We start from the raw sequence: 13,129 nt of genomic DNA, 5'->3' as shown, positions 1-13,129 counted from the left end.
TGGTTTCCCATAACGCGCTCGCCATAAAGGCTATTCACTTTTAAATTTTAGTACCACCCATAAGCGTTAGAGTGCGCTAGCGCCTTACTCCAGCTCCCGTACCGGCTTGTCACATACTGATCCGCAACCTTTTCCTGGTTAGCGGCGGACAAGTCACCATTTAGGTAAGAAACCGTAAGTTGGTATTTACCATAGTACTGGCCATTGCGGGCGGTGTAAGAACCACCGGATTCGCGGGAAGCGATGACCGACTTGGCCCAGGCTTCGTTACCCGTAGCGGTGCTTTGATATGACGAGCTCGACTGGGTCGTCGTGGTCGCCTTGGTGGTCGTGTAGGTCTTGGCCGTCGTAGTCTGCTTAGGGGCCACATACTGGCTGGCAGTCGTCTTGGCAGCGGTTGTCGTTGCCGTGCTGGACTGGGCGGTGACCGTATTAGCCAGCTTCAAGATCTGACCCATGGTAATTAAGTCAGCATTGTTCAAGTTGTTTAATGAAACCAACGTGGCCTGACTGACGCCGGTGCTTGAGGCGATGCCAGACAGGGTATCGCCTGCTTTAACCGTGTAAGTTGAAGCGGTCGTGGCAGTCGCTTCATCAGTAAGCGTCAGGGTTTGGCCGACAGACAATAAGTTTTGATTTGAGAGTTTGTTGCTGGTGGCCAACTTCGCGACACTGGTGTGGTTAGCGGCGGCGATGGCAGACAGGGTGTCACCGGATTTAACCGTGTAGCTGCCAGTTGTAGCGGCGCTAACGGGATTGGCTTGACCTAAGACAACTGCGGTGCTCAAAGCCGCTGCGGTAGAAAAGAGCCATGCTAAACGTGATTTAATAATAATCGTTCACTCCTATGCGTGTTTGCTTGTTACTGATCAACACCACCCATGTTAACGGGCAGAGGTCACAGCCACACCACAGCAGCATTACGATTCTCGTCAATCTTGTCTTATTGTCATCGAATTGTCGTAATTAAATCGTCGTAATATCAGTCGTAATTTCGCAACAATCCGTCACACTGCCCAGATTCGAGCAAACTTAGGGACTGGCATCACCTCGACCTGACAGAAATCTAAAATCGTCGTATCCCACACGATTGTGTGTGCACACGACGATTGTTTTGAACTCACCTTCAACATCCCCGAATTGGTTTCTGCCCCATAATGAAAACCGGCTTCTTCCAACGGGCCGTGTGCAGATCCTCTAGTAGTTTTTCTATCCTAGCGGTTACGATAGATTTCATGTCTGCCATCCTACTCCAAGGTGTCGATATCTTTGTCAATCAGGTCGGCGGTAGCGGGTACGAATCTACTTGAACACACCAAGTGCTATTGTGAAGGGATTTCTCTCAAGGTATCCGGTCATCGAAATGCTCTTATTCAATAAGATTGTATACATATATTAATTTTCAGAGCGAATTGGTTAGCGCAGGCTAATTTACTTTCCAAGTCGCTCCGCAATGGCCATCATTACTGCCCGACCTCGGCTCACAATCACTGCTTTAGCAGTCTCGACATCTCCAATTTTTAGGCCTTCTTGCGCTTTCGCAAGAGTCGCCTGGTCAGGGTACGACAACGCCTGAATATATTTCGGATTATTCACGATTGCGGCGGAAGCCTCATGAGACTTAGAATTACTTAACGCATCTTCCCAAAGATTGCTAGTTTGCTTTTCTCGATTATTCGCATCGTTCAATAACATAATATTCCCGATTGCCCCGCCACAAAGTCCCTCTTCCGCATAAAGCATTTTTCCGTTACTCAGGTGGCGACCCAGCAGCTTTTTCGCAATAATATGTTCGAAATCCGGTTTGCTACCTGGCAAAATGAAACTACCATAGGTGCAATTAGCATGAATGGTCGCCAAGCATTTGACACGGCGTGAAAAACTAATGCTAGGAGACTGTGCGTCTTCCTCCACCCAATTCAAGAAGGTTTTGTCGAGTTGTTCTTTTGTGAGTGCTGTCAAATAGTTGGCGATAGCTTTGCCTTCATTTGAACTATTCTCATAAAATGTCGAAAGTCTCGAATCGCCTGACCCACTCCATAAATTTTTTAAGTCATCCGAAATAAAATAGGCTGGTAAATTGCGCATAGTCAATCTTTGCTCGCTTTGATCCTGCCCGCTTGACCACATCGCTGCCACGTAAGAAAGAAACTTAAGATCTGAATTCATACCATTTTCATAGGCTTTTGCTGATTTTTTTTGAGCTGGAATAAGTGGGCTTGCGGAGATACTGTTCAAAAGTCCGATTAATGTTCTCTGCAATGGAGCTCATTCTTGAAAGGATCTCCTGATGGTTGGCCTGAACATAATCAATTTGCTTAATTGCATCTTCCAAGTGCCGATTATCCGTCTTAGTTGCAATTGCCAAAGCATAGAACCCAATCGTATCCCGTGGGGCGTCATCGCCAGACCTATAAAGGGATGGCACCTTATTGAGAATTAGTGCCCCAAGTGCATACGCAAATTCAGCAAGATTAATTTGAGCGTCCTTTTTGAAAGTGTCAGTGTCGTATCCGTCGATCTCTAGTCCCCTGCCAACATCCGAGGATTGAAGATCTTGGTAACGCCTAGACAGGATCTCTAAAACTGCTTTTGAATATTCTGAATTATCAAGGTGCAACATCTGATCTTGCCATGAGGCTGAAAAGACTTGATATTTCGTGAGCTTTGTCCCAGTTTTGTTGAGGTTTTCAAAAACGGTGGCAAGTTCATCTGCGGTACCCGTAAAAATAATCGCTGGGATTTTCACTAGATCCAAATTGATGAAAGAGTTAATGGCCTGGTCCAGCTCCTTAACAAACTTTTGATAGTCAATTACAGCATCAAAAGTCTTGTCAAGCGGCGTATGCCTTGTAAGAATCGAAATAGAATCACCATTTCTATTAGGAGATTCGACAAGCTCATCAAAAGTAGATTTGATATCTGCCTCGTCCAACTGCACATTATGCTGTTCGAATACGCTACATAGTTTCGGAAGCCATATTTTTTTGTTGTCTCCAGACCAATATGAGCCCGGGTTCTTCTGAAAGCTTTTCAATGCTGAAAATCGCTGAAGACCATCAATAATGGAGTAGTGTTTCGGTGTTGTTTCGTAAAGAAGAATCGAGCCGAACGGAAACCCGTTCGCAATTGTTTGAATAAATGCTTTCTTGGCAGATTCTGACCACACCAGTCCACGTTGAAATTTCGGAACGGTAATGCCATTTTTGTTCAAATCATTGAACGAGAATTCCTTTGTACTGTATTTTGGGGTCCCACCCTCACCGCTAACCCTATCCATAAACATCCCTCCAATATGAATATGTTGATGTCTATATTAGATCACAAATACTTTGTAGATGATAGATCTACTACTCAGTGATTAGAAGTGAATCACTTCTGGAGAGCATCTAGTAAATCAAAAAGCGCGTCATGGTTGCCCACAACGCGCTCACTTTGCTTTATTTAGATTAAGCGATTAGTACCAGCCGTAAGCATTGGAATGGGCCAGTGCCTTCGTCCAGCTGCCGTAACGGCCAGATACATACTGATCAGCCACACGTTCCTGGTTGGCGGCAGACAAGTCGCCATTCAGGTAAGAAACGCTCAGTTGGTATTTACCATAGTACTTACCATTACGCGCCGTGTAGGAACCGCCAGATTCGCGCTTGGCGATGGTAGCCTTGGCCCAGGCTTCGTTGCCTGTGGCACTGCTGTGGTACGCCGTCGCCGTCACCTTGGCGGTCGTGGTGGTCGTGGCCACCGTTTGCTTCACGGCTACCGGCTGCGTGGTGGTCTTTTGAGCGGCCGCCGCTGGTGCACTGGTGCTTGAGGCGGTTGCGGCTGTACCGGTGAGTTTCAGAACCTGCCCGACCGAAATGAAATTGGCATCTTTCAAGTTGTTAAACGCAACCAGGTTAGCTTGGCTCACCCCAGTACTTTCAGCGATGCCAGAAATGGTATCGCCGGACTTAACCGTGTAGGTCGTCGGCGCCGCTGGCTTAGCAGCCGTCTCGGTCTTCTCGGCCAAAGGCTTGACCGTCGCCTGCTGGTTTTGATCAGCCAGTTTGGTGCTCGTCGCCAATTTCACGACGTTGGTTTGATTGGCAGCCGCAATGGCCGTTAACCCGTCATCGAATTTCACTGAGTAATTATTGGCGTCGGCAGCGTCGACGGTTTTGGTTTGACCCACGACGGCGGCGGCACTTAAAGCCGCGGCGGTGGACAAGAGCCATGCTACACTCGATTTATTGATGATTATTCACTCCTATGGGTGTTCTGTTAACTAATTCACAACCACCATGTTAACGGCTGGAGGTCACAGCCATGACACAGGAAGATTACATTTTTCATCAATCTTGTCTTATTGTCATCAAATTGTCGCATTCGCAGTCGATTGATTGCCTATCACGTTAAATAAGCGCAAAAAAAGCATGGCCCGAAGCATTTAGGCCATGCTTTCACTTCTTTACTTCGTGGGTTTAGGTGCATCCGCGTCTAACAGCGTCACACCTTGCGCCGGATTATGGTCAATCGCGCCCATCACTTTGTGCGGCACATATGGCTCTTCCAGATAGGCAATGTCCTCCGACGTCAGCTTCACCTTGAAGGCATCAGCGGCATCATCGAGGTACTTGGACTTGGTGGCGCCGATGATTGGCGCGGCCACACCTTTCGCCCACTCCCAGGCGATACTAATCTGGGCCATGGTGGCGTCATGCTTCTCGGCCAGCTCATGCACACGTTTCGTGATTTCCAAATCGTATTGCTTCGTATGGTCGTACTTGCCGCTGGCCACGCGGTCGGTGCGACTGCGCAAGGTATCAGTGCTCCAGCTCGGCCGCGCCAGCCGCCCAGCGGCTAACGGACTGTATGGCATCAGCGAGACCCCCATCTGCTTGCAAAGCGGAATCATTTCCCGTTCATCTTCGCGGTACAACAGGTTGTAATGATTTTCCATCGTGGAAAATGGCGTCCAGCCGTTGTCACGCGCGGCCAGTTGCATATTGCAGAACTGGTAGGCGTACATCGCCGAGGCGCCAAGCGCCCGCACCTTGCCGGCTTTCACCAAACCATCCAGTGCGGCCATGGTTTCTTCAATCGGGGTGTCATAGTCGAAGCGGTGGATGATGTACAGATCCAAATAGTCCGTGCCCAGCCGCTTCAAGGTGCCATCGATTTCACGGTTGATGGCTTCCTTGGACAGCCGGCCGGGATTGAAATAAACCTTCGAGGCAATGACCACCTTGTCGCGGGTGGTCAGCTCCTTCAGCGCGGCGCCAAGGTATTCCTCAGAGGTCCCGGCCGAATAAGTATTGGCGGTATCGAAAAAGTTCAGGCCTAAAGCCAACGCATCACCGATCACTTGCTTGCTTTGGGCCGGATCCAAGGTCCAATCGTGCATGGTACCGGCTTTGCCAAAACTCATCGCGCCCACGCAAAGCTTGGACACTTTGATATCAGTATGACCGAGTGTCGTGTATTCCATCGCGTTTTCCTCCCCTTTAAGTGGTGCGATTATTGCCACGAGTTCAGCAGCGCCATATCGGCATCGGAAATCACGAAGCCGTCCACATCCGCATTATTCTGCGCGTGCTCAAGGTGTGAGGCTTTCGGCAGCGGCAGCACGCCATTTTGCAGGCAGAAACGAATCGCCAGCTGGGCGGTGGTAACACCGTACTGATCAGCAATCGCCTGAATGCGGTCGTTGCCAATCAACCGGCCGGTGGCCAGCGGGGAATAAGCTTCAACCAACAAGCCGGCGTCTTGCGCGAATTTGGTCACAGCCGGTTCGGTGTTGCCGATGAAGTAACGGATCTGGTTAACCATCGGCTTAACCGTGGCGTCGGCAAACACATTTTCCATTTCATGAACGCCGAAGTTGGAAATCCCAATCGCCTTGGCCTTGCCGGATTGGTAAATCTCTTCCATCGCGCGCCACACTTCACGGTTTTCCTGATCGTAGTTGGTACCTGCTTTAGCCCAAGGCCATGGGGCGTGGACCAAGTACAAGTCGACATAGTCCAAGTCCAAGGCTTGCATGCTGGATTCAAAATCCTTCAGCGCGCCTTCATAAGTCTTGGTTTCCGCCGGCAACTTGGTGGTGACGAATACGTCAGACCGGGCTAGGCCGGAAGCTTTGATCGCCAAGCCGACTTCACGTTCATTGTGATACGCCTTGGCGGTATCGATATGGCGGTAGCCCGCTTTCAGGGCGTCGGCGACGGCGCGCTGGGCGATTGAGGCTGGCACCTGCCAGGTTCCGAATCCGAGTTGCGGAATTTTGACGCCATTGCTCAAGGTATAAGTATCAGTTAGTTTTGACATGATAATCCTCCTTTGCGGCAGCGGCCAGACTGCCAATCAGCCCGGCCAACACTAACTTAAGTATAGCGCAATGCGTGAAGGCGGTAACATGCTTAGTGCAAGTCACCGTTATAACTTGCAGGCATAGCCATTGAGTGGCACCACACTACAGCCAAAAAGCGCCAGGCCTCCGGAAGCCAAGCGCTCTATACCGGTGCTAGTAGCCATCAAAATAAGCATTATCCACTCCTCAATCTCTGGATACATCAAATGCCGTTATGTTCACGCATCTGCGGTGGTGAATTGCCATTTTACCGCGAGTGATTGACGCTTCGTCAGGCGTACGCTATAATGTGCATATAATAAGCGTACATTATAGCGTACGTAATAAAGTTCCATACTTGGAAGGTGAATAAAATGCAAACTTACACACCAACAAATCTTCGGAAGCACTTGTTTGACCTCCTCAGTCGCGTTGCTAACAAAGACGAGGAAATGGAAATCACCATTCAGCAACCAGATGGTCCAAACAAGGGGGTAATCCTGATTAGCAAGGAACGTTACGCTCAACTTGAAGAATTAGACTTTTTGGAACGCACCGGCACGCTTGAGGTGGTAATGAAGCGTATGGAAGCCGAGCAGCCAGGTGATTTTAACGAGGACGACGCATATTGAGTACTCAACCTTGGAAGGTAATCCCCCATCGTTCCGTGAAAAACAAGGACGTTCCCCTGCTCAAAGCGGCAAACTTGTACGACTCATTCATGGAGATCATTAATACGCTAAAGATCAATCCGTACAGTCGTGATCACAATCAAGAGATCCTGAACCCAAAATCAAGGCACATCTACTCAAAGCGAATCAACGTTCAGCATCGTGTTATCTACACGATTGACAAGGTCAATCACATCGTTAAGATTTGGTCGGCATGGTCACACTACGAGAACCGCACACCTCATAAATAGCTTCTATATCTAATGCCTCAGAACGCGGTTCTGAGGCATTTTAGATTTAGGCTAAATCTTACCGATTCAGACGCCAGTGGATCTGGTCTCTATTTCTGATTTTTCCGTTATCGCATGCTTACCAGCGAGGTCCACCCCAAAATCATCCAATTCGCATGGAGTATCACACCAAAGGCTTATTTCCAATGGATACTGTCATAATTGAAGGGACATTACGCGAACAACTGGTCAATCTGCTGGTACTGGGCCGGCGTCAGGGTTACTGTCAGCGCCTTGGCATTGGCCAGCACTTGCGCGGGTTTGCGCGCCCCAGGAATCACGGTGGCAATCGCTGGATTTTGCAGGTACCAAGCCAAAATCACTTGCGCCACGGTGGCATCCAAGCCTGCCGCGATGCCTTTGATTTGTTCCAGCGCGGTCATAATTTGCGTATACTGGGCCGGTGTGAATTGCTTGAACTTCGCTTGATCCGCCTCGCTGTATTTGCCAGTCAACAGGCCTGATGCCAGCGGGAAGTACGGCACGAAGGCAATATGGGCCTGCTGCAGATATGGCCAGACACTCTGTTCCAGCCCGCGATGGACAAGGCTGTAGTGGTCTTCCACCACATCCACGTAGCCATCCAAGTTAGCCTCTTTGATTTGGGCCAAAGAAAAATTCGACACGCCAATCGCCCGAATTTTGCCGGCTTGCTTGAGCTTTTGCAGCGCGGCCACGGCTTCGTTCTTCGGCGTGGTGGCATCTGGGAAGTGAATGTAAAAGATGTCGATGTAATCGGTTTGTAGCCGCTTGAGCGCATCATCCACCGCCTGGGTCAAAAAAGCCGGCGTGTTGTTGGGCTTCAAGTCATTGGCTGGATCTTGGGCGGCCTTAGTTGCAATCAGAATTTTACTGCGATCGTAATCCTTCACCACCTGGCCAATAATGCGCTCGGATTGGCCGAGCCCGTACATGTAGGCGGTGTCCAGCAGCGTGATGCCAGAGTCCAGCGCCTGGCGGACCACGGCCTCGCCGTCTTCATCCTTCAAATTCGGGAAAAGGTTGTGGCCGCCGACCTTGTTGGTGCCAAGACCGAGCTTGGGTAGTACTAATGTTGTTTTTGTGTTTGTCATGATTGACCTCCGCTTAAGCTAATGTTCACTTACTTATTGTAAACTGATAGTTTCACATTTTCAAAGCGCCGCTGACCCGGTGAACGGATCAGCACTGGCGCTGAGGCCCGCTATCACCTGGGCTGCCGGCGATTCTTAATTTTCTTCAGATTCACTTTAGTTTCTGTCAGTAGCGACTGGCCGCTAAAAGTCTTATATTAAAGACAACAACCATGAGGCACGATTCACATAGGGAGAAAAACATTGAAATCTACCATTTTACTAGTCGAAGACGAGGCGGGCTTAGCCGACTCACTCAAAACCGAATTCGAACTCGAGAACTTCAACGTGCTCTGGGCTAATGATGGCCTGGTCGCGCTGGACATGTTCCGGCAGAATGAGGCCCAGATTGATTTGATTATTTTGGACTGGATGCTGCCGCACTTGGACGGCTTCAGTGTGCTACGCCGCATTCGCAAAACCAGCCAGGTGCCGATCATCATGCTGACGGCGCGGGACTACATCGGCGATAAAGTGGCCGGGCTGACCGGCGGCGCCGACGATTACGTGACCAAGCCGTTTGAGATGGAAGAACTGATTGCGCGGGTCGAAGTGGCGCTGCGCCATTCGCAGCCGGCGGCCACCACCGCCGCCATGTATACCGCTGGCAATTTGAACGTGGATACCGAGGCCAAACGCGTCACCCGCGGCGGCACCATCATCCCCCTCACCCAGCGAGAATACGAGCTGCTGGTGGCGCTCATCAGCCACCAAAACGAGCCCTGTTCACGCGAGGATTTGTTGGACACCGTGTGGGGCGTTGATTTTGATGGCCAACCGAACATCTTGGACGTCTACGTTCGCAATCTCCGCAGCAAAATCGACACGACGGGCCAACCCAAGCTGATTCACACCGTGCGCGGCATAGGCTACATGCTGTCCGAACACGTCGCAGAATAAGGCACTGATATGAAAAAAAACAAACAATCCAGCGCGGCGATTATGCTGCGTAGCTTAATGCGCCTGATTATCATTGTGACCTTGCTGCTCGGGGCCGGCATCATCATCGCTGTGGGCCATCAGCTCCTGGAAGAGGTCCGCACCACCACCAGCCATATCAGCGCCAGCCTCAAGCAAACCGACATTGATGGCGACGATGACTGGGAAAGCTGGCGCAAGAACAGCACCCTGGACACCAGCGCCACTTATGTTTATGTCCACAACAAGCGCGCCGATGCCAAAGTCAGTCAATACTTCTCGCCGCATGCGGAAAAAGTCTTGAAGGTGACCCCGACCAAGGTGCCGTTTTTAACCAATGTGTATTATCGCCCAGGCATCGGGCTGCTTTATCATCGCATGGTGCACGCGCGCGGGATCTACTACACGTTGTGGCAAAACATGAATCCTCAGCTGGCCGTGCTGCTGCGCGTGATTGAAGTCACCGCCATCTTGCTGGCGGTGACGCTGTTGGCCACCCCGCTGTACATTCGCCGGCTGACCAAGCGGCTGACGGATCCGTTGACCACCCTGTCGCACACAACCCAGATGATTGCCGGCGCCAAAGAACCTGGCGCAATGCAGCTGCCAGTACCGGCACAACCCACCGAAGTCACGGAACTCGCCGGTAATTTCAACGAGCTCTTAAGCCTGTTGAATGAACGACAGGAGCAACAGAAATTGTTCGTGATGAACGCCGCCCATGAGCTGCGCACTCCGATTGCCACCATTCGCAGTCACGCGCAGCTCATTGAGCGCCACGGTAAGAATCACCCGGAGATTATCGCCAAGTCGGTGGGCTACATCACCGAAGAATCGCGGCAAATGCAGCAGTTGATTGATGAACTCTTGCAGCTCTCCCGCGCCGACCGGCTGGCGCTTGACCTGACCACGCTTGATCTCAGCGCCACGGTGGCTGCCATCATGCAAAAAATCGCTGGCACCTTCGAGCAAACCGTCACCACCGAGATCCAGCCGAATATCACCATCACCGGCAACGAAAGCGCGATTGAGCAAATTCTGGTCAACCTGGTCACCAACGCTGCGAAGTATTCGCCAGCTGATAGCCAAATCACAGTTACGCTTTCGCAACATGCGGATGAGGCGCCAGCACTGGCAGTGAAAGATCAAGGTAGCGGCATCAGCGCTGAAGATAAGAGCCATATTTTCGAGCGCTTCTACCGCAGCGCCGATGTGCGCGGCACCGTGGCCGGTACCGGATTGGGTCTGGCGATTGCCACCCAACTGGCCCAGCTTAGCAATAGTGAGTTGACGGTGGCGGACAATCAGCCGCATGGCACCATTTTTACGCTGATATTCCCTACCAAATAACCATTTTCGCACCGCTCAAAAATATTTTTGAGCGGTTTTTTTGAGCCAAATATTAGTAATCTGAATATTTTTCAGCTAAATTACCCTTGATACCGGCGCCGCCGCGCTGAAAGCTGAAGATTATTGAGTTTCGCGTTAGTTTTCATGAGTGGGAGCGCCGAGGGAATGCCGTTATGCTGGGTTCATCCTGAAAGTTCAGTCAAGGGGGAACACATCATGACCGCACTCATTACGCTGCTGCCTAACCTCAATCAATTATTACCGCAGCTCATCAGTCAATTCGGCTCACTCATCTATCTTGGCTTGTTCGCCATGATCTTCATTGAAACCGGCGTCGTGGTGCTGCCCTTTCTGCCTGGCGACTCACTCCTATTTCTCTGCGGCTCGCTGGCGGCGATGGCCAACCACAGCTTGAACATCTGGGTGCTGTTCGGCTCGCTCAGCGTGGCCGCGGTGCTTGGGGATTCGCTTAACTTTGAAATCGGTGAACACTTCGGCCTGCGCCTCGCGCATAGCGCCAAGCTGAGCCGCTTCATCAAACCGGCCTACCTCGAACGTTCGCAGCGCTTCTTCGACCGGCATGGGAAAGCCGCGATTTTCCTTGGCCGCTTCATGCCAATCATCCGCACCTTCATCCCCTTCACTGCTGGCGTGAGCCAGATGCGCTACCGGGACTTTGCCGCCTACAACGTGCTTGGCGGCCTGACTTGGGTGGCGGTAGCCCTCGGCGCCGGGTACCTGTTCGGCAATATCGCCATCGTCAAAACCCATTTCGAACTGATTATGCTGGCCATCGTTGTCATTTCCTTGGCGCCGGCCGCCTTCATGGCGCTGCGCCATCGCGGAGGTGCCGCCGATGCCGACTAAGTGGAAACAGCTAGTGGGCGGACTCAGCTTGATGGCCTTTGCCGCCTTGGCCCTCGGGGTTATCACGCATGCCGCTTGGCTTACGCAATTGGATGCCGCCGCCAGCACTTTGGCCGCGCGCGCCATCGATCCGACGAATACCGCGATTTTTAAAGTCGTTGCGACCCTCGGCAGTCCCGCCACCGTCATCGGCCTCACTGCGCTGTTGTGCCTGTGGTTGTGGCTCAAACAAGGGCCGGTCACCAGCCTGTGGTTCGCTGGCCTGCAGCTCGGCGGCTCCGCCATCACCGAAGGCCTCAAGTTGCTGATTGACCGCAGTCGCCCACTCCATCAGCTGGTGCTGGATCACGGCGCTAGCTTCCCCAGCGGCCACACGTTTTGCACGGCGCTGCTCGTGTTCACCTTGTGGACGCTATGCCTACCACACATTCAAGATCAAGAAAGCCAGCTGATTACCATATTGATTGGCATTGGCTGGATTGCCATGGTGGCCATTTCGCGAGTGTATCTGCGCGACCACTACCTCTCTGATGTACTCGCCAGCGTGTGCTTAGCTGGCGGTTGGTGGCTGCTCATCACGCCCGCTCAAGCCTTTATTCAAACTAAAATGCGTCAGTTTTTACCGGAAAGGATGTTGAAATCATGGCCACATCAAAATTAACGATTGTCGTTCCAGCCTACAATGAAGAAGAGGTGCTGACCTCCTCGGTGCAAAAATTACTGGCCGTTGAAGACCAAATCGCCGCGCAAACCATGCTGGGCCAGCGTGCCGACATCCTGATCGTCGATGATGGCTCCAAGGATCACACCTGGGAAATCATCGAAAACCTGCACGCCACGAATTCTCGCGTGCGCGGGCTGCGCTTTTCTCGCAACTTCGGTCACCAGTCAGCGCTGATCGCCGGCATGAGTGAAGCCGTGAAAACCGCAGACATGATTGTCACCATCGATGCTGACCTGCAAGATGATCCTGACAAAATCGTCGACATGGTGGATGCCTACGCGGATGGCGCCGACATCGTCTACGGCGTCCGGAATAACCGGGAAACCGACAGTTGGTTCAAGCGCACCACGGCCCAAGGCTACTACAAGACGCTGAAGCTACTGGGCGTTGAGCTGGTGCCGAACCACGCCGATTTTCGCCTGATGTCCAAGCGCGCCGTTGAAACCTTCCTGCAGTATCCAGAACGCAACATCTTCATTCGCGGCCTAATTCCTAAGCTCGGCTTCAAAACTGCCGAAGTCTTCTACAAGCGCACCCCGCGCATGGCGGGCGAATCCAAGTACCCGCTGAAAAAAATGCTGGCCTTTGCCTGGGACGGGATTACCAGCCTAACAATTGCGCCGGTGCGGCTCATTCTCATTCTGGGCACCCTCTCTTGCCTGCTGGCGGTGGGCATGGTGATTTATGCCATTGTGATGAAGACGTTGGGGCTGACCGTGCATGGCTGGTCGTCGTTGATGGTGTCACTGTGGTTTGTTGGCGGCGTGCAGATGATTAGCCTCGGCGTGATTGGCGAATACATCGGTAAGCTCACCACTGAAGTTAAACATCGTCCACGCTACACGGTGCAAACGATTCTGGATTAGGTG

14 protein-coding genes are annotated in these 13,129 nt (G+C 51.7%); 7 read left to right on the top strand and 7 right to left on the bottom strand.

All coding sequences use genetic code 11. The features are described 5' to 3' along the window. Positions 1-47 precede the first annotated feature (47 nt). The 6 genes from apf (JUF11_RS03645) to JUF11_RS03620 all read right to left on the bottom strand — a co-directional run bounded on the left by apf (JUF11_RS03645) (position 48) and on the right by JUF11_RS03620 (position 6,306). Positions 48-788 carry an aggregation-promoting factor gene (apf, locus tag JUF11_RS03645; RefSeq protein ID WP_204118375.1) on the bottom strand — a complete coding sequence of 247 codons (741 nt, stop codon included), beginning with the start codon at positions 786-788 and terminating at the stop codon, positions 48-50. 643 nt (positions 789-1,431) lie between these two features. After that, a complete protein-coding gene (locus tag JUF11_RS03640; RefSeq protein WP_204118374.1) occupies positions 1,432-2,262 on the bottom strand; it encodes a hypothetical protein in 831 nt (276 codons plus the stop codon). Then, positions 2,177-3,280, bottom strand: a complete 1,104-nt coding sequence (locus tag JUF11_RS03635; protein WP_204118373.1) for a DUF262 domain-containing protein — start codon at positions 3,278-3,280, stop codon at positions 2,177-2,179. Before JUF11_RS03635 ends, JUF11_RS03640 begins: the two co-directional genes overlap by 86 nt. 177 nt (positions 3,281-3,457) lie before the next feature. Beyond that, the gene (apf, locus tag JUF11_RS03630) at positions 3,458-4,207 is read right to left on the bottom strand and encodes an aggregation-promoting factor (RefSeq protein ID WP_236000408.1); all 750 of its coding nucleotides are present in this window, start codon (positions 4,205-4,207) and stop codon (positions 3,458-3,460) included. A 240-nt stretch (positions 4,208-4,447) separates the two neighbouring features. Beyond that, positions 4,448-5,467, bottom strand: a complete 1,020-nt coding sequence (locus JUF11_RS03625; protein ID WP_204118372.1) for an aldo/keto reductase — start codon at positions 5,465-5,467, stop codon at positions 4,448-4,450. 29 nt (positions 5,468-5,496) lie between these two features. Then, positions 5,497-6,306 (bottom strand): aldo/keto reductase, encoded by an 810-nt coding sequence (locus JUF11_RS03620; protein WP_204118371.1) that lies wholly within the window; start codon positions 6,304-6,306, stop codon positions 5,497-5,499. A gap of 396 nt (positions 6,307-6,702) precedes the next feature. Between JUF11_RS03620 and JUF11_RS03615 the strand changes: the two genes are divergently transcribed. Together JUF11_RS03615 and JUF11_RS03610 are read left to right on the top strand one after the other, a co-directional pair. Then, positions 6,703-6,960 carry a type II toxin-antitoxin system Phd/YefM family antitoxin gene (locus JUF11_RS03615; RefSeq protein ID WP_204118370.1) on the top strand — a complete coding sequence of 86 codons (258 nt, stop codon included), beginning with the start codon at positions 6,703-6,705 and terminating at the stop codon, positions 6,958-6,960. Continuing rightward, on the top strand, positions 6,957-7,250 hold the full coding sequence (locus JUF11_RS03610; RefSeq protein ID WP_204118369.1) for a Txe/YoeB family addiction module toxin: 294 nt from the start codon (positions 6,957-6,959) through the stop codon (positions 7,248-7,250). The genes JUF11_RS03615 and JUF11_RS03610 overlap by 4 nt, the downstream gene beginning before the upstream one ends. A 212-nt stretch (positions 7,251-7,462) precedes the next feature. On the opposite strand, the gene JUF11_RS03605 is transcribed toward JUF11_RS03610, so the two are convergent. Further along, entirely contained in the window at positions 7,463-8,362 is a 900-nt protein-coding gene (locus JUF11_RS03605) for an aldo/keto reductase (RefSeq protein WP_204118368.1), read from the bottom strand. Positions 8,363-8,605: 243 nt separating this feature from the next. Between JUF11_RS03605 and JUF11_RS03600 the strand changes: the two genes are divergently transcribed. From JUF11_RS03600 to JUF11_RS03580, 5 genes are all read left to right on the top strand, one after another. Next, on the top strand, positions 8,606-9,301 hold the full coding sequence (locus JUF11_RS03600) for a response regulator transcription factor (protein WP_204118367.1): 696 nt from the start codon (positions 8,606-8,608) through the stop codon (positions 9,299-9,301). Positions 9,302-9,310: 9 nt separating this feature from the next. Next, positions 9,311-10,669: a sensor histidine kinase gene (locus tag JUF11_RS03595; RefSeq protein WP_204118366.1), complete on the top strand. Its 1,359-nt coding sequence runs from the start codon at positions 9,311-9,313 to the stop codon at positions 10,667-10,669. Between the two features lie 216 nt (positions 10,670-10,885). Further along, a complete protein-coding gene (locus JUF11_RS03590; protein ID WP_204118365.1) occupies positions 10,886-11,536 on the top strand; it encodes a VTT domain-containing protein in 651 nt (216 codons plus the stop codon). Beyond that, entirely contained in the window at positions 11,526-12,197 is a 672-nt protein-coding gene (locus tag JUF11_RS03585; protein ID WP_204118364.1) for a phosphatase PAP2 family protein, read from the top strand. The genes JUF11_RS03590 and JUF11_RS03585 overlap by 11 nt, the downstream gene beginning before the upstream one ends. Then, entirely contained in the window at positions 12,179-13,126 is a 948-nt protein-coding gene (locus JUF11_RS03580) for a glycosyltransferase family 2 protein (RefSeq protein WP_204118363.1), read from the top strand. The genes JUF11_RS03585 and JUF11_RS03580 overlap by 19 nt, the downstream gene beginning before the upstream one ends. The last annotated feature ends 3 nt before the right edge of the window (positions 13,127-13,129 follow it).

It is taken from the genome of Lacticaseibacillus suilingensis (assembly GCF_016861845.1).
In the GTDB taxonomy this organism is placed as follows: domain Bacteria; phylum Bacillota; class Bacilli; order Lactobacillales; family Lactobacillaceae; genus Lacticaseibacillus; species Lacticaseibacillus suilingensis.
This window is presented reverse-complemented; position numbering and strand designations above follow the sequence as displayed.

What these genes read in the sequence shown, in the direction of transcription:
- JUF11_RS03580 (WP_204118363.1), top strand. Translation starts at nt 12,179, where the DNA reads ATGGCCACATCAAAATTAACGATTGTCGTTCCAGCCTACAATGAAGAA.
- JUF11_RS03620 (WP_204118371.1), bottom strand. Translation starts at nt 6,306, where the DNA reads ATGTCAAAACTAACTGATACTTATACCTTGAGCAATGGCGTCAAAATT.
- JUF11_RS03635 (WP_204118373.1), bottom strand. Translation starts at nt 3,280, where the DNA reads ATGGATAGGGTTAGCGGTGAGGGTGGGACCCCAAAATACAGTACAAAG.
- JUF11_RS03595 (WP_204118366.1), top strand. Translation starts at nt 9,311, where the DNA reads ATGAAAAAAAACAAACAATCCAGCGCGGCGATTATGCTGCGTAGCTTA.
- JUF11_RS03625 (WP_204118372.1), bottom strand. Translation starts at nt 5,467, where the DNA reads ATGGAATACACGACACTCGGTCATACTGATATCAAAGTGTCCAAGCTT.
- JUF11_RS03590 (WP_204118365.1), top strand. Translation starts at nt 10,886, where the DNA reads ATGACCGCACTCATTACGCTGCTGCCTAACCTCAATCAATTATTACCG.
- JUF11_RS03585 (WP_204118364.1), top strand. Translation starts at nt 11,526, where the DNA reads ATGCCGACTAAGTGGAAACAGCTAGTGGGCGGACTCAGCTTGATGGCC.
- JUF11_RS03605 (WP_204118368.1), bottom strand. Translation starts at nt 8,362, where the DNA reads ATGACAAACACAAAAACAACATTAGTACTACCCAAGCTCGGTCTTGGC.
- JUF11_RS03615 (WP_204118370.1), top strand. Translation starts at nt 6,703, where the DNA reads ATGCAAACTTACACACCAACAAATCTTCGGAAGCACTTGTTTGACCTC.